Source organism: Draconibacterium mangrovi (assembly GCF_010586825.1).
GTDB classification, from domain to species: domain Bacteria; phylum Bacteroidota; class Bacteroidia; order Bacteroidales; family Prolixibacteraceae; genus Draconibacterium; species Draconibacterium mangrovi.
In genome coordinates, this window is the sequence record NZ_JAAAGB010000009.1 from 202090 (window position 1) to 226969 (window position 24880).

Annotated in this window: 12 protein-coding genes; 1 reads left to right on the forward strand and 11 read right to left on the reverse strand. The window is 43.2% G+C overall.

The window, feature by feature from the left end:
* Nucleotides 1-55: 55 nt before the first annotated feature.
* The 5 genes from G4420_RS19390 to G4420_RS19410 form a co-directional block, all read right to left on the reverse strand.
* Nucleotides 56-1384 carry a glycoside hydrolase family 57 protein gene (locus G4420_RS19390; protein ID WP_163325595.1) on the reverse strand — a complete coding sequence of 443 codons (1329 nt, stop codon included), beginning with the start codon at nt 1382-1384 and terminating at the stop codon, nt 56-58.
* A 10-nt stretch (nt 1385-1394) separates the two neighbouring features.
* Nucleotides 1395-2687, reverse strand: a complete 1293-nt coding sequence (locus G4420_RS19395) for a glycosyltransferase family 4 protein (protein ID WP_163325596.1) — start codon at nt 2685-2687, stop codon at nt 1395-1397.
* A gap of 48 nt (nt 2688-2735) precedes the next feature.
* Nucleotides 2736-4682: an amylo-alpha-1,6-glucosidase gene (locus tag G4420_RS19400; RefSeq protein WP_163325597.1), complete on the reverse strand. Its 1947-nt coding sequence runs from the start codon at nt 4680-4682 to the stop codon at nt 2736-2738.
* Between the two features lie 73 nt (nt 4683-4755).
* Nucleotides 4756-5787, reverse strand: coding sequence for a GSCFA domain-containing protein (locus G4420_RS19405; RefSeq protein ID WP_163325598.1), 1032 nt, complete (start codon nt 5785-5787; stop codon nt 4756-4758).
* Nucleotides 5788-7806 carry an alpha amylase C-terminal domain-containing protein gene (locus G4420_RS19410; protein ID WP_163325599.1) on the reverse strand — a complete coding sequence of 673 codons (2019 nt, stop codon included), beginning with the start codon at nt 7804-7806 and terminating at the stop codon, nt 5788-5790.
* Between the two features lie 539 nt (nt 7807-8345).
* Here G4420_RS19410 and G4420_RS19415 point away from each other — a divergent pair.
* Entirely contained in the window at nt 8346-9578 is a 1233-nt protein-coding gene (locus G4420_RS19415) for a PLP-dependent transferase (RefSeq protein ID WP_163325600.1), read from the forward strand.
* Between the two features lie 1249 nt (nt 9579-10827).
* Here G4420_RS19415 and G4420_RS19420 read toward each other — a convergent pair.
* The 6 genes from G4420_RS19420 to G4420_RS19445 all read right to left on the reverse strand — a co-directional run.
* Nucleotides 10828-17175, reverse strand: coding sequence for an Ig-like domain-containing protein (locus G4420_RS19420; RefSeq protein ID WP_163325601.1), 6348 nt, complete (start codon nt 17173-17175; stop codon nt 10828-10830).
* Nucleotides 17176-17634: 459 nt separating this feature from the next.
* Entirely contained in the window at nt 17635-17922 is a 288-nt protein-coding gene (locus G4420_RS19425) for a hypothetical protein (RefSeq protein WP_163325602.1), read from the reverse strand.
* A 204-nt stretch (nt 17923-18126) separates the two neighbouring features.
* Nucleotides 18127-18837 (reverse strand): hypothetical protein, encoded by a 711-nt coding sequence (locus G4420_RS19430; RefSeq protein ID WP_163325603.1) that lies wholly within the window; start codon nt 18835-18837, stop codon nt 18127-18129.
* A 1442-nt stretch (nt 18838-20279) separates the two neighbouring features.
* Complete coding sequence (locus G4420_RS19435) at nt 20280-21629, reverse strand: hypothetical protein (RefSeq protein ID WP_163325604.1); 1350 nt, start codon at nt 21627-21629, stop codon at nt 20280-20282.
* 1217 nt (nt 21630-22846) lie between these two features.
* Nucleotides 22847-23593: a hypothetical protein gene (locus tag G4420_RS19440; protein WP_163325605.1), complete on the reverse strand. Its 747-nt coding sequence runs from the start codon at nt 23591-23593 to the stop codon at nt 22847-22849.
* Between the two features lie 2 nt (nt 23594-23595).
* Nucleotides 23596-24880 (reverse strand): HYR domain-containing protein (locus G4420_RS19445; protein WP_163325606.1); only part of this gene is annotated, 1285 nt, incomplete at its 5' end.

Genomic DNA, 24880 nt, shown 5'->3' on the forward strand with positions numbered 1-24880 from the left:
AAAGTGTTTGTTCTACAATTATCGTTAAGTGAATTTAATGTTAGCGACAAATCGTCTATTTCTTATTTCGCAAAGCCGTTTTTTGCTTTTTCGTTTTTTGCAAACGGCGCAAATCGGCTTCCATTCTTTTAATTTTTTCTTCTTTTTCTTCGAGTAAACGATGAAGCGAAGCAATTTCATTCTCCACTTCACTTTCGGGAACATGCGCATTTAAACGGATTTTAAAATCACTCAGCACATTCATATAATTGATAAAAGCCTCGTAAGGCGAATCAAAATGGCTGTAGGATTTATGTGGATTACCATCGGCAAAATACTTGGTCGACATGTAAAAGAAATGATCGCTCGCCTGCAGGTAATTCCAATCCTTCTGAAGAACAGCGTCGGTACACCGGGCCATTTGTCCTTTCATGGCATACAATTTTTCAAAGGCCTCCTTCTGCATCTCGTTCCCCAGCCAGGCACTGAGATCGCGCTCTTCGTCGGACCAGGAAATTGGATGAGGAACACTAACAACTGAAATCGGCTGAAGTTCATTAACAGCCTCCGAAGGTGTTGAAAACTTTAGCTTATCGCTTTTAATGATCTGTTCAGCCAGCGCATTTAAGAAATCGAATATACCGGCTTCTTTTGGCTGCCGGGTTCCAAACGAATCGTAGCCCATAAACAAGTTTATTACCTCTTCTTTTTCACCAACTTTTTCGAGCCAGCTCACATATTTTTCTGCTGTTAGCGGATATTTATCCCAGTTTTTATCGGAGAAACGAAATCCAATGTCGTCGCTCAGTTTATAGTTCCGCATTAATACTTTTAGCCGCGGATTAATGGCGTTTACATACAGAAAATCCGGGCTTTTCCATCCCAGCACGTGTTTGGCTCCTTCAGTTAACATGGCCGAATAACCCAGCTTGGCCACTTTCTCTCCAATTTCGTCGGAGTAGATCATTTCAGTATTGCGGAAAACACGCGGTTTCTGACCAAACAACCTGATAATCTGCTCGTCGTGCTTTTTCACCTGGTCGGTAAAAGCATGGATATCTCTTAACGAACTTAATGAATGCGAATAAGTTTCTGCCAGAAACTCAACACAACCGGTTTTTGCCAACTTCTGAAACGACTCGATAACATCGGGCGCATAAAGTTCAAACTGTTCCAGTGCCACGCCGGTTATCGAAAAAGCTACCTTAAACTTATCACCCAGTTTTTTAGCCAGCTCAAGCAACAATTTATTGGCCGGCAAATAACTTTTGTCGGCTATATTTCGGATTATGCTTTCGTTTGAATAATCGTCGTAGTAATAATGGTCGTTCCCGATATCGAAAAAACGGTAACGCCGGTGTCTGAATGGTTGATGTATTTGAAAAAACAAACAAATTGATTTCATAACAGTTGGGTTAATATTCTTGCAAGGTACTTTCGTAAACTTTTCTCACTTCACGGGCCGAGTGTGTCCACTTTAATTCATCCACCTCTGTTTTTCCGGCCCTTTTAAAATGCTGGGCCAAAGAGGAATAATTTAATACTCCATAAATAGAATCGGCCATTGCGTAGGTATCCCAAAAATCGATCTTTATGGCATGTTTTAAAATTTCCGACACCCCCGACTGGTTGGATATAATTACCGGCACATTTAACTGCATGGCTTCAAGCGGCACAATTCCGAAAGGCTCCGATACCGACGGCATAACAAACACATCGGTCATGCTAAAAAGGTCGTTTACATCATTCCCATTCAGGAAACCGGTAAAATGAAATTTATCGGCAATGCCCAACGCTGCTGTTCGTGCAATCATTTCGTTCATCATATCTCCGCTTCCGGCCATAACAAAACGCGCATTCCGCATTTTTTTGAGCACCAGGTTTGCGGCTTCAACAAAATAACCGGGGCCTTTTTGCATGGTTATCCTTCCTAAAAAAGTAACCACTTTATCGTTAACTCCTTTTGGCGGCAAACTTCCTTTTTCTTTATTTACCGATTCAACCGCATTATAAACGGTAACCACTTTTTCGGGCGGAATTCCGTACTTATCGATCACGATTTTCCGTGTAAGGTTGCTCACTGCAATAATTTTATCGGCCGCTTCCATGCCTTCGCGCTCAATGGCATAAACCCGCGGGTTTACATCGCCTCCGCTTCGGTCGAAATCGGTGGCATGCACATGAATAACCAATGGTTTCCCTGTGGCCTGGCTGGCAGCAATTCCTGCCGGATAAGTGAGCCAGTCGTGTGCATGAATAATGTCGCAGGGATTATCTTCGGCAATCAAACGAGCCACCAGCGCATAATCGCGAATATCTTTTAACAGACCGGGGCCGTAACCACCGCTAAATTCTATTTTTGAGTCTTCGTCGGTTTCAACAAATTTTGTCTGGCGTAAATAACGTTTGCTTTTTAATGTCCAGAATTCCTCTTCGGTAACATAGGGAAGAATGGGCGAATCTACTTCGAGGTATTCCATTGTTTTTCCGCCTTCATCAAAAGTAAAGGTCGTTCGGTTTACGGGAATAGTATTGGCTCCAATCAGCTTTATTCGCGACTGATCTTCGTCGCCAAAAGCCTTCGGAACCACAAAAGTTACGTCAATATCTTCAATATCTGCCATACCTTTTGTAAGCCCGTAACAGGCTGTCCCCAATCCACCGGAGATATGGGGAGGAAATTCCCATCCAAACATTAATACCTTCATCTGATCTTCTAATTTTCCGGTTGCATCCAAAAATCAATTGTTTTTGGTTTATTCTGTATAGTTCTGTACCAATTCGAGCGCATACGAAACTCCGGCCACATTCCAGGCCTGCGAAATGGCGCCTTTTCCAACATGCGGTGGATCGCCATCGTACATTTCCGGAATATTCCCGATACAATGCTCGGTCATTTCGGCTTCAAAACTTTCCATAATCTGCTTCACAAACGGCAATCCTCCCCGCTTATGAATTTTCAAATAAGCTTCAACAAAAAACTGAAGTAACCAGGGCCAAACAGCTCCCTGGTGCACCGCCAGCTCCCGTTCTTTTGGGCCTCCGCTGATATTACCAAAGTAACGCAAATGATCGGGCGATAATGTTCGCAGCCCCCTGTTGGTTAACAGTTTGCGCTTCACTACACTTAACACCTGCTTTTGTTGCTCTTTTGTAAGCGGTGTATAATCCATGGCCACAGCAATTACCATATTTGGTCGTACTGCCCATTCGTGCTGTTCATCTTTTACCACATCGGCCAGGTAGCCATGTCCATCGCTCCAGAAGGTTTTCAGGAACGACTGCGCCACTTTATTAACCATGTGTTTCCATTGCGTAATAAATTCATGGTCGCCGGCCATGTCAGCCAAATCAAGGGCAAAACAAATGGCATTAAACCACAGGGCATTCACCTCAACAGGCATTCCGGCGCGTGGTAAAACGGCCTTGCCGTCAACACTGGAATTCATCCAGGTTAATGCTGTATCTTCCTTTTCGGCATAAATCAATCCGTTGGGCAACACCTTTATATCTTCCCGTTTCTGACTGGTATAGGCATTGAGTATTCGTTTAATCACTTCGCCATACGTTCTCCAAAGCAACTTTGGATTGTTCTTTTTCTTTAAATACTGCTGAATAACCCAAATAAACCACAACGATGTGTCGGCAGAATGGTAGGTAAGTTCTTTATCCTTGATCTGATCGGGGAAAAAACCATCGTTAAAATATTTCAGGTACGAATCGAGTATTTTCTCACACAGTTTCGGATCGTTAAACGCCAGACACAATCCGGGAAGCGACACAAATGTTTGACGGGTAATGCTGTCGTACCAAGGGAAACCGGCAATAATATCGGCCGTGTAACCTTCGTGCATGATAAACTGGTGAGCAGCCCGTTCCAAAACACTGTTGAAGGTTTCTTTGCCTCCTCGTTTGTTCTGCTCTTTGGTAAACCGCTGTTTTAACGAGACCGGATTAGCTTCTGTTAAACCTGCAGCAAAAACGATCGACTCCCCTTTTTTCATCGGAAACTCAAAATAGCCCGGCACAAAAAGATCTTCCAGATAATCGTAGCCCCGGATCAGCTCTTTCAGGTATTCAATATCGTAATACCAATCGGGTACACCAACAAAATCAACTGCTTTGCTGCATTGCATAAACAAATCGGGGTAGCCTTCGTACAAACATGTTTTTATGCCGTTTTTGGCCTTCCTAAACTTGCGGTTTACAAACATATTTGCCTTACTCAGCTGATGAATATTTCGGAAAGCCAGAAATGGTTTTAATCGCAAAGTTGTTGGCGATTTAGCTTCCTCAAGCGTATATTTTATCAGAATTTGTTCCTCTTTTTCAACCAGCAGCCGTTCTTTTGTAAGCACAACCCCGCCAACCCGGTAGGTAATTTTGGGTATGGCATCAAACTCTACATTGCGGATATATTTGTGCCCTTTGGGTTCGTAGGTTCCGCCTTTGTAGCGGTGGATTCCGAGGTTGAATTCGGCCTCGTTTTGTATCACTGTTTCATCGAGCGACGAAAGCAACACATGTTTTTCACCTCCAAATTTTTCAATAGGACAAACAAGCAAACCATGGTATTTTCGGGTATTGCAGCCGTTTAGCGTAGTACTTAAGTAAGAACCGGCTCTATTTGATCGTAATATTTCTTTGAACAGCGAATATTCAAGATTTACCAGCTGCTCCTTATCAAATTCAAGGTAATGCATATTAGTAACACTTTGGTAAATTGAGTATTGGTTCAGCAGCCACAACGAAGTTGTCTCTACTAAGTTAAGGGATTTAACTTACAATTGTGTGGTCACCACCACCAAATTGCTCAATCTGTACATTAAAATAGTCTTTTTCTAACTTTAAATTAAGATACGGGAATCTTTTTTCCAGCAACTCTAATTTATTTAGAAAACTAAGGAGAAATTTGGAATATTCAAGGGACTTTTTGTTGATTGGGCGATGCTTTACAGCATTGCTTATTTTTTGAACTTCCCGCGCAATTTCGATACTTTCAGGGTTGATTAGTGCCGCTTCAAAACGCGACCAGATATGCTTAATGGCCACCTCTGAAATGTGCAACATATCTTCGGCATAAAAACGATAATCGCGCAGTTCATCCATCACAATTTCGTACGACGGGAAATAGGCACATTTTTCAGCTCCATGTTCCTGAATAAGTTGATCGACAGCTAGTATCAACGTCGACTTACTTCGCTGGTTTTCAATAGCACCGTCTTTCCAATGACGAATCGGGCTGACCGTAAAAACCACTTTTAGCTCAGGATTTATTTGCCAGATTTTGTGCAGCAATTTACGATAGACTTCAACGATTTGTTGTACCGACAAACGTTCGCGCGCAAACTCGCGGGCCGGAATTTTATGGCAATTCGAAACCAGTTCACCACTTTTTTTATACCGGTAAATCCATGCCGTGCCAAAAGTGAGAAATAGAAAACCGGCCTGCTTTAAAAAAGTTGCCGAAATTTTAATACGCGTATTGATGTCATCCAAGGCCTTATTTTGTTCCGTATTCGAAAAACGGCCATGATGACTAAAGCTGTGCCAAAGGCCGTTGTGCTCTATAAGATCGATTGCCGAAAGCTGCTTTTCTTCGAGCAATAGCTGCAGGCCGTTGGCAACAGAAAGCGGATTATACAAAATTCCAAACGGATTGATGTCAACCGGGTATTTCAGGGCTTCCATTTTTGCCCCAACATTTTCGGTAAAACACGATCCCAGAAACAGGTTCTTTATTTTATAACCCGTTTGCCACTTAAACTGCGGCACATCTACTATGGTTTGAAATTTTGCTTCGGCCATTTACTTCACTTTCGGGATATCCACTTTTTTCAGCACCAACGCCGTTCTTGCCGGAAGGTAAAGTCTCAGGTAATGCTGGCTATCCAGTCCTTTACTTGGCATGGTGTAGTAACTGATCTCCTCATCAACCCGGTCGTGACCACCAAAACGGCCGGAATCGGTATTGAGCACAATTTGATATTTCCCGGCACCCAACGGAATTCCGTAATCGGTAAACGACTGCGTTGGGTTAAAATTGAAAACAAACAAAAACAGTCCGCGGTGGTAGGCCAGCACTTTATCCGGCTTATTTTCCAAAACCTTGTCAACCGGAGGAATTGAAAGTATTTTGTTTTGGTTGATCAACTGAATCATTTCCTTGTCAAAATCATACAGCCAATGAAACTTCAGATCCTGATCCTCGGCAATGCTCCAAATTCGACGGGCATGACTGTACGACCAGTTGTTTCCTACGCGCGGAAAATCGATCCATTCGGGATGTCCGAATTCATTTCCCATAAAATTCAGGTAAGCACCGCCGGCAGTACTTGCAGTTGCCAGCCGGATCATTTTATGCAGTGCTATTCCACGGTCAACAATCAGGTTCGGCTGATCTTTTCGCATGGAAAAATACATCTCTTTATCTATCAGCCGGAAGATAATGGTTTTATCACCCACCAAAGCCTGGTCGTGCGATTCGGCATAACTCACCACCTGCTCGTCCATACGTTTCGAGGTTAGCTGGTAAAAAATATCGCCAACCTCCCATTCGTCGTCCGACTTTTCTTTTATCATTTTTATCCAGAAGTCAGGAACGCCCATTGCCATTCGGAAATCGAATCCCAAACCACCATCGTCTATCGATGTTGCCAGGCCGGGCATTCCACTCATGTCTTCAGCAATCGACAGCGCCCGCGGATTAATTTCTTTAATCAACTTATTTGCCAGTTTAAAATAGGTAGTTGCCTCGTGGTCTACATTGGCATTAAAATAGTCGTCGTAAGTGGTAAAAGCGATCTCCAAACCATGGTTGAAATACAACATGCTGGTTACGCCGTCAAAACGGAATCCATCAAATTTATACTCCGTGAGCCAGTAGCTGATGTTTGATAAAAGGAAGTGCAGCACCTCATTTTTATCGTAGTTAAAACAATAACTGTCCCAGGCAGGATGCTCACCTTTTCCGCCCTCGTGGAAAAACTGATAGCGTGTGCCATCGTAATTTCCGAGGCCTTCAACTTCGTTTTTTACCGCATGCGAATGCACCAGGTCCATAATCACAGCAATTCCCATTCCGTGTGCCTCATCAATCAGCTGCTTTAATTCTTCGGGGGTTCCGAAACGCGACGATGCTGCAAAAAAGCTACTTACGTGGTAACCAAAACTCCCGTAATAAGGATGCTCCGGAATAGCCATTAACTGAATTACATTGTAGCCGTTGGCTTTTATACGCGGCAACATCTGCTCACGAAATTCATTGTAAGTATGTACACGTTCCTCTTCGCCGGCCATACCCACATGCCCTTCATAAATCAGTGGTTGCTCATCGGTCCGCTGGAACTCCGGGTTCTTCCACTCGTAAGAATTTTCGGGCGCCCAAACCTGCGCATTAAATATGTGTGTATTTTCGTCCTGCACAACACGCGTGGCCCAGGCAGGAATTCGTTTCCCATAATTTATCGACCAATGCACATTTAAGGCATACAAATCGCCATGCGCCAGTTGATTGGCTGCCAGATGCAATTCCCAAACACCGTGGTCGAGACTTGCAAACGAGTACTCAACACTTTCATGCCAATCGTTAAAAGTACCAACCAGATAAATATGCGTTGCATTGGGTGCCCACTCGCGAATTACCCATCCCGATTCAGTTCGGTGCAAACCAAAATACAGATGCCCGGTAGCAAAATCGGCCAGACTCCGTCCTCCGGTAACTTCTCTTTCTTTACGATCAGCAAGTATCATCCGGTCGGAAATAACTCCGGCATAAGGCTCAAGCCACTTATCGTTCTGAACTAATTTTGGCAGGTATCTTTTCATTCGTTTGGTTCCTTTCTTTTAGTCTTTCAAATCCGGATAACACTTCCGAATTTGTTTTTTAAAGATATAGAAACAGACGTGAAAATGCAGATTATTAAAAGAAAATGCGCTTCCATAGCTCTTCTTTTTCCCTAAAGTTCATTAACTAACTGACAGGCAGACTTCTGTTATAGCGCATTGAACATTTAGAATTATTTAACTGCGAAAAATTACCCTTGCCCGGGAAATCCAAAAGATGTTGACGGATGTACATGAAAAGGAAGGATTGTTTATGACAACAATCAGAGAAAGAAATAAAAAAAACCATGGCGGGGGGCGCCATGGTTAGTAGTTGTTAATTAAATGCTGTTTAATTATAACTTAAAGATGCAAAGGTACGGAACAATTATCGTACCATAATGCATCGACACCCTAAAAACAATTATGTTGTAGAATTGTTTTGTGGATGTCAAATATCAGGCTTTTTCAACTGGTATTTTGTAACAGCAGGCCAGGAAAGGAATACAAAAGATTACTTTTACGCCTTTAAAGATTGACAAATGAAGAAAACCGGATTTACTACTACAGCATTAAATGTACCCTACGCCAAACAAGATCCACACAAGGCACTGCAAATGCCTTTATACGAATCGGTGGCGTACGAATTTGATTCGGCCGAACAGATCGAAGCCAATTTCAGAGGCGAGTACATTGCTCATGTTTATTCTCGAACAACCAGCCCAACGGTGGAGTATTTCGAGTTAAAACTAAAAGCGTTGACACAAAGCAGCGGCGTAATTGCTGTAAGTTCGGGCATGGCCGCCATTACAAATACGATTATGGCGATTACTAAAACGGGCGACAATATTATCTCCGGAAATCGTTTGTTTGGGCACAGTTATGCCTTGCTGCAAAATACGCTCTCGGAATTTGGGGTGGAAACACGATTTAGCGATTTAAGCTCGGAAGAAGAAATTGAAAAACGTATCGATAAAAATACCCGCGCCATCTATTTTGAAACGGTAACCAATCCTCAACTGGATATTGCTGATATTGAAATGCTGTCGCGCGTGGCCAAAAAACACGGGCTGGTTCTGGTTGCCGACAGCACAATTACTCCGCCCAATGTTTTTAGCGGCGGGAAATTTGGTGTGAATATCGAGGTGATGTCGACCACAAAATACATCTCGGGAGGAGCCACTTCGTTTGGTGGTGCCATTGTGGATCATGGCAATTTCGACTGGAACCGAAACCCAAATACGGCTTCGTACACAGAAAAATTTAAAGAGAATGCCTTTCTTATTAAAGTAAGAAAGAACGTTTACCGAAATACCGGCGGAAGCATGGCACCACAAACTGCGCGCTTTCAAATCCAGGGGCTCGATATACTGGAGCTTCGGGTAGAAAAGTGCTACCAAAACTGCCTGGCTTTGGGCGAATTTATGAAAGCACATCCCCGGATTAAAACGGTGAGTTACCCGGGACTGAAAACCGATGAAAGGTACCCGCTGGCGCAAAAATATTTTAACGGTGTTCCGGGTACTATTATGAGTTTTGAGCTGGAATCGAAAGCAGCCTGTTATTCGTTTATGAACAAGCTTCAAATCATTCGCCGGGCAACAAATTTAAACGACAATAAATCGCTGATCATTCACCCGTACTCAACTATTTATGCCGAGTTTACCGAAGAGGAACGTGTTGCAGCATGCATAAACGACCGCATGATGCGCCTTTCGGTGGGCATTGAGAATGTAGCCGATATTATTGCAGATATTGAAGCGGCGCTGAAATGATATTTAAACACCAAGACTCAAAGACACTAAGAATTAAACCACAGTAGGCACATAGGAATCAGTAGGTATTCTACTGTTAAATTGTTCTATTGCTAAATTGTAGAAGTGTAAACTGCGACTGAAAACTGCTCACTCTCCTCAAGGTTCTGCAATCTTAAATCGTTAATCAGCATTCGAAATTCATTATTCAATTGCTCCTCATTCACTCAATAACCCATTCACTATTCTACTGCTAAATTGTTCTATTGCTAAATTGCTACACTGACCCATTGCTCAACTTTAAACTGCGACTGAAAACTGTCTACTTTCTTCCTGATTCTGAAATCTTAAATCGTTAATCAGCATTCGAAATTCATCATTCAATTGCTTCTCATTCATTCAATAACCCTTTTACTATTCAACTGCTAAATTGTTCCATTGATAAATTGCTACACTGACCCATTGCTCAACTGTAAACTGCGACTGAAAACTGAAAACTTTCTTCCCACTTCTGAAATCGAAATTCATTTGGGTAACGAGTTCCGAGCTACGTGTTTCGAGTTTTACTTCTTTATGAAACTTTATGCATTCTTTATGCGGCTTTGTGGTTAAAAACTTTAAAACACAAAAATTCTAAGGCGCGAAGACTTGAACCACAATAGACACATAGGAATCATTAGGATCTCTTTACTATTTCTATATTGTTCTACTGCTAAACTGTTTACTGCGACTGAAAACTGTCTACTTTCTTCCTGATTCTGCAATCCAAAATCGTTAATCAGCATTCGAAATTCATCATTCAATTGCTCCTCAGTCATTCAATAACCCATTCACTATTCAACTGCTAAATTGTTCTATTGATAAATTGCTACACTGACCCATTGCTCAACTGTAAACTGCGACTGAAAACTGCTCACTCTCCTCAAGGTTCTGCAATCTTAAATCGTTAATCAGCATTCGAAATTCATTATTCAATTGCTCCTCATTCACTCAATAACCCATTCACTATTCTACTGCTAAATTGTTCTATTGCTAAATTGCTACACTGACCCATTGCTCAACTGTAAACTGCGACTGAAAACTGTCTACTTTCTTCCTGATTCTGAAATCTAAAATCGTTAATCAGCATTCGAAATTCAGCATTCAATTGCTCCTCAGTCCCTCAATAACTCATTCACTATTCTACTGTTAAATTGTTCTATTGCTAAATTGTTAAACTGAGAACTGCGACTGAAAACTGTTTACTGTATTCTATAATCCTTAATCCTTCTTAGTACGCCAACATCACTGTACCATTCTTAACTGTTCCTTTTCCATCGTTCAGCAGCAGTACGTAGATGTAGTTACCGGCCGGTAATCCTCCTGATCGGCCAAGGGTAAGTACGTTTTCAGATGTTCCCCACCACCATGCATCCTGGTAAGTTCCCCAAACATCGAGGTTACCGTAGTGTTCTTTCTCCCAAAGTTTAACACCGTTACGGTTAAAGATCATCAGTTTGGCATTCGGATATTTCTGAATACACAGAATCTGGAAGAAGTCGTGAACATCATCGTCGTTTGGCGAGAATCCTTCAGGAATAAACAGCTCACAATTCAGCTCGGTATCCAGGTATTCCGGATAACCATCCAGATCGAGGTCGTCGTCGCTGTAGTCGCCGTTACCGTTCAGGTCTTCATTCACTGTCAGGTAATCATCATCTTCATCGTTGGTATCGCGCCAGTCGCGTGTTCCGTCATCATCAAAGTCCTGCAGCGGCGCATTACTACCAATCTCGTTACCATAATCGGCCCATCCGTAATAGGTATCATAAGCATCATCCAATCCATCGTGGTCGGCATCGGTATACCATCTTAATACATCGGCAATACCATTGTGGTCGGCATCGTGACCTTCAATCATATCAAATACACCGTCGTTATCCGAGTCAATATCCAGGTAATCAGGCATTGAATCGCCATCGGTGTCGGTCAACTCTTCGTCGAAAGTAATTACACCACCAATGGTTACGTCGTAAACATCATCCCAGCCATCGTGGTTGGCATCAATTCCTGAAGGCGGTATGTAATTGTGCTCGCCCTGACCTTCAATATTATCCGGTATTCCATCGTTGTCCGAGTCAATATCCATATAATCCGGTATTCCGTCATGATCGGAATCGATTAATCCCATCTGTTCCTCAGGCCAGTAACCGCCATTCTCAATATTATCGCGGATTCCATCGTTATCATCATCAATATCATCAGCATCAGCAACACCATCACAATCGTTATCCGGAACACGGGTGATATAAACCCAGGCGGTGGCACACAACGATGAAGGAATTCCATCGTCGCAGATCCTATACTGGAAGCTATCGGTGCCAAAGAATCCATCAAACGGAATGTACTCGAACCTTCCGTCTTCAAACAAGGTTAGGATACCGCTGTCAGGAGGTGTTACCGGTGTAGTATTTACGGTAATGACATCACCCTCATCCGGATCGGAATCATTATCAGTAACATTTCCAAACAGTTCTCCACAAGGTACCTCGTAGTAGTCGTCAACAGCCACCGGCGGCTCGTTGGCCGGAAGTACAGTGATAAATACAATAGCCTGCCCACACTCTGGGTCACAAGGTATACCATCGTCACAAATTTCGTAGTAGAATATATCTTCCCCTACGAAACCCTTGTTTGGTATATAGGTTGCAGTACCGGTTGTTTTATCGATAACTACTGAACCATGATTAGGACCGACTTTTACACCAAGTGATTCCAGATTAATGTTCGTTTTCAGGTCGAAGTCGTTATTGGTTACCGGAATATCAACCGGAACATCCATTGCAGTGATAGCCGAATCGTTTTCAACAATTGGAGGCGTATTACCTATAACAACAAACTCTGAAGTACAAGTACTTGAATTACCATTTACATCGTAAGCTGTTGCCGTAATTGTTGTGCGTCCAATGTCGTCACATCCCAATATGTACTTATCCAGTAATACCGTGTCAATTCCACATTCATCCCAGGCTGATTCCGTAACAACATCCCATGTTAGTAAGAAAGTACCATCTTCTTCGCTTAACTTTACGGTATCTCCCGGGGCACAAGTAATTTGAGGAGGAATCTCATCGATAACAGTCACGTTTGCCTCGCAGGTATCGGTATTGCCATAGATATCCGTAACAATTAACTGAACAAGGTTAACACCAACATCGGTACAGTCAAAACGATCTCTGGAAATATCGATGGATGCAATTTCACAGTTATCGGTTGAAGTATTGTTGATTTGTTCAGCCGTGATTGTTACCTCTCCGTTTTCATCCAGGTAAACCGTAATATCCTGACAGATTGCATCCGGCGGAACGGTATCAAGCACGGTAATATTTGCCACACATTCTGCCGAAAGGCCTACCTCATCATAAACAATTACCCGGGCCTGTGTTCCTGACTCTATATCCTCGCAGGTGATCTCGTTCACTTCAATTACTACCCTCAGGTTTTCAGGAGCGGTACAATTATCGAACACACTGTCGACCATGCCAACCGAATCCTGCACAGAGATACGATAAGTTCCGTTTTCATCCAGGTAAACGGTAATATCGGCACAATATACCTCAGGTGGTTCCTGATCGAGAATGAGGAAATAAGTGGTATCGCGGCCAATGTTTCCGCACATATCGGCAATACTGTAGTAGTAAATTAACTCCGAACGACCAGGTTCAATATTAATTAAGGTGTCGCGAACGGTAAACGACGATGGATCGATTGCACAGTTATCGTAAGGCACAGGTACTCCCGATGCGATAAAATCAGTGTAGGTTTTGTAATCCGCATAAACAGCAGAGTAACATTCCACGGTATCGCCTTCAGGCGCATTGAGTACCGGTGGAATAGTATCGTGGAAGTCGATGGTTTGTATACAGGTATCCAATCTTCCGTAAATATCTTCAATTATGTAAGTACGTTCAATGGTTAAACAGTACTCACTTGAAACCTCATTATCAAAACTTGTGATGTTAGCCACTATATTGGCCGGATTAAAGTATCCGCCTATGGCAATAAACTCAGCAATATTGGTAGCTGCAGGGTATTGGGTTACATCCGGGCATTCAAATATTGTATCCGGCGGACAGCTAAACTCCGGCTCAAAGGTTCGCAAGGTTACAGATAAACTATCGTAACAGCCAATCTCGTCGCTTACTTCCACCCAATAATCACCGGCGTACAGCTTGACAATATCCTCTGAAGATGCAGAATATCCGTCAGGGCCTGTCCAGTTAATGGTATACGGTTCGCTTCCACCGATGATATTCAGATTGATGCTTCCAACCGGATTTGGATCATAGCCCTGATCCACCAAATTAGCACTCAAGTCGATTGCAGGAAGAACAGTTATAGTTAAACGATAAGGCGCTGCGTGATAGCTTGAATCAGGATAGAAAATATATTCGAAATCGCCTGCTGTAGCCGTACTTATTGTGTCCGGTAGCCAATACCCCGGTGTTCCGTTTAATGCGGTGTCGGGAAATTCGGGTGCAACAGAATACTGGCAGAACGGGCCGACAGCTGCAAAAACAAGATCGTTGGTTACTTCTATCTCCTGCTCACATTCCCTGGTATTGCCACAGAAATCAGTTACCTCGTAGGTTCGTGTAATCGTTTCCGGATTGGTTTTTCCATCAGAAACATCGCTTACATGGCGGAAACTAACAATTCCACAATTATCATCAAAAGTACCTCCTGCAGCTAAAAATTCAACAGAATCAAGAGGTGGCGGAACGATACCTCCGGACACCGCGAAGCCCGGCGGACAACTGATTGTTGGCTCTTCGTCATCATCAACAATTATCCGGTGCGTTGCACTTAAGGTTTCACCATCAAAATCCTGGATGCTGTATGTTCTAATTTCTTCATAACAATATTCACTACCTCCAATAATTACAGATTCTAGCTTGAAGGTGCTGGTATCCAGTCCCCAATCGGAGAATACTTCAACATCAGGATGTAATGCCAGGTATTGCTTCAGTGAGTCGAGAAGTGGGAAATTGTTACGGTCTTCGTAACAGATTGGCGTTTCAACCGGTGACATTCGCCTTTCGGTTGCTACCGGCTCAGTAATTGTTGCGATTAATATTTCCTCACAACCATTCGCATCAGTTACTGTTAGCGTATACTCCCCGGCAGGCTGGTTATACAAGTCTTCGTCAGTACCAACAATATCGCCTGCTTCATTTGTCCACACATAAGTGTAGCCCGGTGTTCCACCACCAAGCGAAACTTCTATGCTACCGGTTGATTCACCTATAACGAGAACGTCGGTAACTGCATCGAGTGTAATTTGTATCGGATCAGGCTGCGTAATCTGAATACTGAGACTATCCGTACAACCCAATGAATCACGAACCCATACGGTATAAACATCGGCCGGTAAATTACTTATATCTTTAGTGGTTTCACCGTTACTCCATACAAATGTATAAGGTGCTGTACCTCCTGAAACCGTTAAATCAATGGCCCCATCTGCAAAGTCGTAACAGCTTACAGGTATTGAATCGGCCACAAGCTCCATAGGCGGACTGATAAACAAGTGTAATCGTAAAGTATCTGAGCAGGCTCCTAAATCGGATATGTAATCATAAATGCCCGACTCTGAATAGGTAATGCCATTTCCGGCAGTCCAGGTATATTCTACACAGGCTGTATCATAAATCTCTGTAAGGCCGCCATCAATTATGCTAACAGATAATATTAGTGTCGAATCACAACCTGATAATGTTGGATAGGTCACGCTGTAAACACTATCAACTAAACTTGATATGGTTTGGCTTTCCCAATCCGACACTTCCTGGCCGTAACACAGAACTGCGGTACTATCGTAACTGAATCCGTCGACTATACTTACTGTAAGCGTCAGCGTGGAATCACAACCGGCTACTGTTTGGTGTTCTGAAATATAAACACTGTCAACCAGGCTCGATATGATCTGGCCTTCCCAATCCGATACACTTTGGCCGTAACACAGAACGGCGGTACTGTCATAAGTAATTCCGTCAATAATACTTACTGTAAGCGTCAGCGTGGAATCACAGCCGGCTACTGTTTGGTGTTCTGAGATATAAACGCTGTCAACAATGCTAGAAACGATCTGACCTTCCCAGTCAGATACGCTTTGGCCGTAACACAGAACGGCGGTACTGTCGTAACTGAATCCGTCGACTATACTCACAGTAAGGGTTAATGTGGAATCACAACCTGACAATGTTTGATATCCTGAGATATAAACGCTGTCAACAATGCTAGAAACGATCTGACCTTCCCAATCCGATACACTTTGGCCGTAACAAAGAACGGAGGTACTGTCGTAACTGAATCCGTCGACAATACTTACTGTAAGAGTTAAGGTAGAATCACAACCTGATAATGTTGGATAGGTCACGCTGTAAACACTATCAACTAAACTTGATATGGTTTGGCTTTCCCAATCCGACACTTCCTGCCCATAACACAGAACTGCAGTACTATCGTAACTGAATCCGTCGACTATACTTACCGTAAGAGTTAAGGTTGAATCACAACCTGATAATGTTGGATAGGTCACGCTGTAAACACTATCAACTAAACTTGATATGGTTTGGCTTTCCCAATCCGACACTTCCTGGCCGTAACACAGAACTGCGGTACTATCGTAACTGAATCCGTCGACTATACTTACTGTAAGAGTTAAGGTTGAATCACAACCTGACAATGTTTGATATTCTGAGATATAAACGCTGTCAACAATGCTAGAAACGATCTGGCCTTCCCAATCAGATACACTTTGGCCGTAACACAGAATTGCAGTACTATCGGAACTGAATCCGTCGACTATACTTACCGTAAGCGTTAGCGTGGAATCACAGCCGGCTAATGTGGGATAGCTTATTGTATAGAAACTGTCAACAATGCTTGAAACGATCTGTCCTTCCCAGTCCGGTACGCTCTGTCCGTAACACAGCACAGCGGTACTATCAATCGTTATAGAAGGATTAACCGTTATAGTTACCGAATCAACAGCCGGAATACAGGTTCCGTTGTCGGCTAAACCTTCGGCAGTAATAAAGAGGGTAACTTCACCATTAAGAATATCGTTGGGGCCAAAAGTGTAGGTGGGATGCAGACTGTATTCATCGCTGAATGTTCCGTCGCCGGTTCTGCCCCAGTATATTTGGCTGTGGTTCCAGGCGGTATCGCCTAACAGGGTATAATCGTCGAAGCTACAAAGCACATCATCCTCGCCGGCACGTGCTTCGGGAAGCGGGAATACCCGAACCATTCCTTGTTGTACAGTATCACAACCGTGTTCGCTGGTTACATACACCCGAATATCATAATCGCCATCAGTATCCCACAATATGGTGCTTTCACTTCCGTATATGGTATCGGTTCCCAGATCCACCTCAAAAGGTACGGATGATACCAGGAAGGTATCATTAAGCTGGTGGTCGATAATGTACCAGGAGTACGTATAACCGGCTTCACCATCGCGGCGATAGGTGCGTTCGGTACCTTCACATACCGAATCGATGACATAGCTTTCCTGGGCGAGCAGATTGGTCGCTATCATCAGGAAGAATACTATGTACATCAGTCTTTTCATATTTTATTAGTTACGAGCTGCGAGTCGCTAGCTTCGAGTTTTTTCTTTTCTTGTTTTTCTTTTTTGTGGTTCTCTGTGTCTTCCTTGTGAATCTCTGTGTAATTTTTTTTACAACTAAGACACGAAGTACACTATCTTTTTCTCTCGCAAAGACGCTAAGTCGCTAAGGTTTTGCCTATCGCTTTTCCCCTATTGCCTGTTATTCATTCTGCAATCTTAAATCGTTAATCTTCATTCTTTTATCAACCTACTACCTGTCTTGCTCCAAACTACTGTTGTTCGCTGATCATTGCCACATCGTGGAGCGCGGTTGACGTCTACTTCTTATCCCAGGGCGTTGCCCCGGCTAGTTGCCAGCGCCCCATTGGGGCTTTTTATCAATCATTCTGTAATCTTAAATCGTTAATCATCATTCTGCAATCTTCTCCTCCTCCTTCACTCAATTACACATTTACATTTTCATCCTTTACCAATGTTCTTCGCCGCGGAGGCCATTTTCATTGGCCGGAAGCCCGCTAACGCTTGCGCGGAGCCTTCTTCAGGTCGCCGGAAGGCTTCTTTTGGTCGTGCGGAGCCTTCTTCGTATGACGCGCTGTCAGCTTTCAGTTGTGCGGAACACTTTTCACCTGACGCGCTGTCAGCTTTGAGTCGTGCGGAGACCACTTTCACTCGCGCAGAATACATTTTCACCTGTGCGAAATCCTTTTGTTCCAATTCACGATCGATATATATTCCTTTTTGTTTCATTGTTAATTCCTTTGCCTTTTGCCAACTCATTCACTCAGTTACTCATTCACTACACTACTGTTCAATTGCTAAATTGTAAAACTGAAAACTGCGACTGAAAACTGCAAACTTTCCTCCTATTCTGCAATCTCAAATCGTTAATCTTCATTCTGCAATCTTCTCCTCTTCATTCATCCGTAATCGTTAAAATTAATCCTTTCCACGCTAATTCTCCTCTTTTATATAAATTGGTTGTTGCGCCGGTTTCGGGAAAATAACGATACCCGTGCTTGGCCGCTCTGATTCCGGATACTCATAGGCTTTACAACCATCATCAACACTAATTACCCAGAAGGTTGTTTCGCCTTCCGGTAATGCTTCTATTATCGGAATAGTGATCTCCGGACCAACTACATCGCCATTTAAATTAAATACACTTGGTGTAACAGCATCGCCAATGGTGTAGGTAACGGTATATGGCCCTCTTCCGGTAAAGCGAATATATACATTGGTTGGATCGCCAATACAAACCGAGTCGGCGGAAAATGCCATATCCAGATTGGATTCCAGAACTTCCATTACATACATTTCTACATTATCGGTACATGACACCTCGTCCCAAACATGAATTCGAACGTAATATTCGCCCGGAGCAAGACCGGTTACTTCAACCGTACTACCCGCATACTGCCCATCAACAAAATACAATGCAGGATCGAGCGTTGTAGCCGGATCGAGCACATCGGTTGGACTGGGCGACGCATTATATATTCCCCACACAAAATGTGTTTCAGGAATATTGGGCCGACTGCTTACACTAAACGTCATCGTATCGCATTCCTGAATAGCAATCTGTGCTGCAGCATTTGCCACAGCCAGCACCGCCAGCAGAATTGCCAGAATAAAATGGATAATATGTTGTTTTAATCGGTACATAAGTATTAGCTGCGGGTTTCGAGCCTTTTCTGTCATTCCGAGCACAGAGAGCCTGCCTTACGGTAGTCAGGAAATCTGTTGCGTCAGAGTTCTCTTGTTACAGATCTCTCCTCACCTATTCGTCGAGATGACAGCTTTTATTTCTTCTTTTGTTTGTCTTTCTTTTTTACACATTCTCTTTTACAATTCTTTTCTCTTACCCGGACAGCCGGTTTTTAGTCTGCAAATATTTACCTATTCTTTTGTTTAACCTCTACCGGCACTGGTAAATTGATAAACTTTTAAACTATATGTTTTGCACATTGCCTGTTGCTAATTCAATATTCCCGGCGCTAACGCAACGGGCTATAACGTTTCGCCCCTTTGGGGCTATTTTGCATATTGCCATTTGCATATTGCCTATTCATTTAATCCATGCTTCGATCGAGACAGGTCCGCTCCGGATGACAGTCCGGCATTCTACTATTCCACTCTTCCATCATTGGCTTTTCCTCCTGCATTCGGACATTTCCCGTGCAGTATTGGCGGAATGCCTTTGTTGGATGGAGTGCATAAACCGCTGTGTGCTCTGTGTTTTCTCCGCGTTCTTTGTGGTTATTTCTTTTTACCACAGAGTCCATTGAGAATCCACAGAGGCTCACAGAGGGTTGATTAAGCGTGACAAGCCCGTTGGCCATAGCAAGGCTATTTGCCGGTGCACGGCCACGAGGCCCGTCGCGCATATTTAGCAATGGACTGCCCTTAAAGAAGCTACAAGCTTCGAGCTTCGAGCTTCGAGTAACCCCCTTTGTCCTTCGGACACCCGCCGGTTGATCGGGCAGGTTTCCCCCTCCCGACAAAAGTACGGGACAAGCTAAGTGGGGAAAGACGTTGTGAACGATGGATTGTACTCGCCACTCAGGTCTCGTTTCTCGCGACTCTACGGGCGGCGCATTGCCTTTCCAGATGTTGTGTATATTATACTTCACATTTCATCATGTTTTTAATTTTTAAATCGTTGCGTTCTTACTATTGATTGTCATTCCGAACGAAGAGAGGAATCTTTAACTCCTTTGCTCCTCTGTGACAGATCTCTCAGTTGTCCCTCCTTCGAGATGACACGAGAAACTGCAATGACAAACGCTATTCAGAAACGCTGTTTATTTCACATGCCCTACATGGGCTTCTCTCCCAAGTGCTCCGTCAAACGACAGATAGTTCATTTTAATCCTTTACTATTAATCGTTAATCCTTTCTCACTTCCTTTTCATAACCTTTTCAGCTACAAGTTGCAAGTTGTTAATCACTTTTGCCTTTACACTTTTAACTTTTGCCTTGAAATTGCCCAGGGCGAAGAGCAAAGGGCACGAAACCGTGGCTCCATGCGCTTTGCCCGTTACGCGCTGCGCTATCTTGTCCGTCAACCGACGGATTAGGTTATGAAAAAGCAAAGTTCGGAACTGTTATTGTTCGTCACCTGTTTTAAGTTCAGTATCAACTGCACCTCCAACTGCATTTTCGACTTCAGGTCTTGGAGTAATATTATATAAAATACCATCATGAGTAAGACCACCAAAACGGTCAATTGTACAATCTCCATCGTGTAAATCACCCAATACTGGATTTTCATATCCGTCAGCAGCAGTGGTACCAGCTCCATCATATGCAAGGCCATCTACTTCAAAATGTATACTGCGGACTGCATCATCGTGTTCATATTGTGTACCCCAATCCAGCCTTACTCTCACAACAATACAGTCGTGACCACCAGTAGGAATAGCACCTGCACCGATTGTTCCGGCTGCAGCAGCACTAGCAGCAGCAATAACAGCTGTACTTTCATACCCTGTGGCCTGAGTAGAATCAGCCCAATTACTAATTGTATTCCAACCTGTACCAGCAGCAGCATCAGCAGCATAAGCCCACTCTGCTACAAGCGCCTCATAATCGTTTCCACCAGAATTGTATTCTATAAAGAAATTTGGCAACCAAGAATCTACATAATTTGCGGCAGTTACCATAAAGTAAACCCAGTTTTCTCCATAATCAACAATCAAAGAATCTCCAGGAGTAATATCCGGACCAATAGTTCCAGTTCCTGGATTATAAATAGCAGATTCGATTGGAGAAACACATTCGAAATATGGCTCAGTAGAAGTTCTATCAGCAACGCTATCGCCACTTTGACTCAAAACGGCAACATCAAGAGTAAATGCAGGTTGCGGAATAATTCTATATACCACAATGTTATCGTTACAGCGATCTTCGCTTTCAACATACGCTACCAGCAAAATAGCTTCGTTCGCTGTAGTTAAACCACTAAAATATTTCCATGACATTGTTATTGAGTGTGCAATAGTACCGTCAGAAGTAATACCTGCAGTAGTGGCTCCGTCTGCGTCTAGGTTATAAGTAGTTGCTCGATCTATAACACTTAGAATATAACTACCGTTACCATCACCAGGATCAATATCATCATCTGTTCTTGGCAGAATTTGATTATTATTATCTACTAACTGCTGAGAATCGTCAATTAAATCAAAGTTGTTAACCACAAACCATCGAACGTCGTCGGTCGCATTAGTAGTATTAACTATATAAGTATACTCTACTCCGGGATTAGGGTGTAATTCATCCACCAGATCACAGTTTGATAATGGTGTTGGCGCAATACAATCCGGTACCTTGTCCAAATACTGCAAGTAACCATTACCTGCTGTTCCATCATAATGGGCATTAGTTTGTCCATAAGAATTCATACCGACTAAAATAGCCGCGACAAAAACTGTTAGAATTAAAATTTGCTTTTTCATAATTTAAAATTTTAATGTTTGCTGTTCTTTGGTTTATATCTGGTTAGTGCTGATCTTTCACCCCCTGTCCTGCGGACATCCTCCGTCAGCTGACGGAGAACCTGCAACAATGTTGCTTTTCCGATAAACAAGTTGTTTCTAATCTGCCACTTGCCCTTTCAATAAACTTCAGAACGTTTTTTTGTTGTTTGTTGACCCCCTTGTCCTTCGGACATTCCCCCCAAGGGGGAAAATTCCCAAAAACAAGCTGATCAATTTTGTTTGTTTGTTGATTGACATTTTGGTTAATTGTTGAGTGTCAATCAGTTTTTTTACTTAATAATGATAAGGTGTCTCTTCATTGTTTCATTACCCCTCTGTCTTTCGACATCTCCCCTTAATAAGGGGAGAGCGCCTTTAAGGAGAGCTGCTGCATATTCAATACTTTTGCTGTCCTTGCTTAAAACGTCTTCCCCTTGCAAGGGGAAGTGTCCCGAAAATTCGGGACGAAGGGGTATGGTACAACTCCAAAACCTCTTATCCGGTTTTCAAAATTTCAATTTTCTCTTCAACTTCTTTGAAGAGGTTTGTAAATAGGTCACCCCCTGTCCTTCGGGATCCTCCGTCAGCTGACGGAGAACTAGCTTTATTGCAGCTTTTGCAACGTTTAGCTGGCCTTTAGCCAGAAGATGTTTTCAGTACTTCAATTTTTTCTTCTGCTTTTCAGAAGAAGTTTGGTTTAATCATTCAAATTCACCCCCTGTCCTTCGGACATCCCCCTAAAGGGGGAATTAGCTTTGTTGCAGCTTTTGCAACGTTGAGCTGGCCTTTGGCCAGAGGTTTTTGTTCGCTAAATCAAGGGGGCATGCCACGTTTGGCAATTCCCCTGATTTCCTAATACAGATGGCCGGGCCACGGAAGCTGATTAAAGATTAGGAATTCAAATCCTTATGCGTCTTTTTCACTTATACTGCGTTAAGCTCTCCTTAAATAGCTGATGCTATTCGCGTCGATCTTGCCTTGTCTAAGTAAAAAATCCATCATAACTCTTTTAAATTTTAATCATTAAACAACTTCCAGAGAAAGTGGTGATTATTTAGTGTATCGCCTAAATACTTGTTGTTGTTGTAGAGAATAACCACCACGGTTCTCTTTAGCCTCAGGCAACCGGAAACCAGTCGCCTTTACAGAACCATACTTTCTGCCTACTCTGTTCGGTAGAAAGATTTAATCTTTAGTCATGTTTCATAGGCACTCATTTTATTGGCGTTAGCAAATGTCCCAGACTGTCCTTTCAGAACGGACTGAATTAAGCAAGTTTCTGAAATGTTACCTGAGTTTGATAACTGACCCCTCCTAACCTCCCCAAAGGGGAGGAAATTTCCCCCTTCGGGGGACAAAGGGGGTCTGTTCCCTTTTCTACAATAACTCATTTCAAAAATGCTGGCTAAACCACTCCACTGTTTTTCACTCTTTGAAATCAGGAAGAATGGGAATAATTTATTATCTCCTGTGCCCATGGTTTCGAATACAGAAAGATGGGCGTTTTTTGTTATACCCGCTACCCTCTTTGAGGACGGGTTATTATATTTTATTGTTAATAACGTAGCTGTTAGCTGCGAGCCGCGAGCCGCGAGCCTGTACCCCCCGACTTCCGCCGGGTCTTCTTCGAAGCCACCGGCTCCACTCGTCCCCCTACCAGTAGGGGGACAGTTGAGGCCGCAAGCTCCGTTGTACGGAGTGAGGCCGAAACGGGGGGTAAAGTTTTCTCCTTTATCTTCTGTCATTCCGAACAAAGTGAGGAATCTGTTACTCTGTTGCTCTAATGCTACAGATCTCTCAGTCCGACCTCCTTCGAGTCTCTCTGTCATTCCGAACGAAGAGAGGAATCTGTTTCTGTTTCGCTCCGCTATGGCAGTTCTCTCCTCGTGTCCTCGTTGAGATGACAATTGATGCATGGTTTCTATGTTATTATCGTATCTCATTTTTAATAGGCCGCTTTAATTACTTGTGGTCGTGGTGTTATCGTAATGTCTTTTCTAAGCTCTTCAGTAATTGGATTACCGTTACAGTCTTCTATCCAGTAGAATATGCTGTGTGTTACCGTGCTAAAGGTTACGCCATCGCCCCACAGGTAAATATCCTGTGGAATACCACCTGCATCTTCATATTTTGATGGTTGCCCTGTACCCGTAACATCCGGATGACTAACGGCAGCTCCGGTAACCGGATCGGGTGTATCAGCAAACTCAATGCGCCACTGCAGGTTAGTAATCATCGATAGTGAATCGCAGCAGTTATCAGTAAGCGATGTTAAATCAAGATCGGTATCGCCCGCTAATAAGGTGCGGTAATCGATTGGCGATTTTTCCATGTTCGGATCAACATGATTAAATACCGGATCAGGATCGCTTTCGTTGTAGGTTGCCCAATGCAGCGGATCAACACAGTTTTCATACGGATCGGCGGTAATTACCGGCGGCTCTTCGTCGGTAACAATTACCAGGTGTTCGCATTCAGCAGATCCTGAAATATTTTCAGCATACCAGTGAACTCTTGAAGTGCCTGTCTCAAAATCATAATCAGGAATTGTTGGTGGTCCCGGATTGGCAGCACTTCCAACAAAAGGAGATGCACTGTTTGTTGCCCCAACAGAACCATCCGGATTATAAATCGTCCAAATCCAGGTAATTGGTTGTATACCTTCGTTTAAGGTTGGTAATCCAAAACCATCAGGCTGTGGCTCCGAATTTCGGGTAGCTGTACAAACTCCCGGATCGGTTGTTGTTTCATAATCTGGCGGACAAGTAATTACCGGTGGGCCTTTTACGGTAATTGTAAAACTACAGTCAGCCGTATTTCCATTCCTGTCGGTAACGGTATAAGTAATGGTTGTTACACCAATATAGAAGGTATTTGGACTAGGATATTCTCCTACTCCGGTCAGTTCACCTGCATCATATTCTGATTCGTAACCTGCAGGAGGAGTCAATACCCATGACAATACCGAATCCGGACAATTGTCACCCCAATCCAGCGGTGCCAAGCCCGTTACATCATCCTGATAAGGCAGGTCATAATCGGCCTGTACTTCAATATCAGGAGGACAAACAACAAATGGCAGAAGATCGGTAACTTCGATGTTAATTACACAGGTATATACATTACCCGAAGCATCAACAATGGTCCAGGTTACGGTATGTGGACCTACTTCAAAACGTTCGGTTAATGGCAACAGGGTAGTAACTGTTCCTACTGCAGCCGGTGGAGTA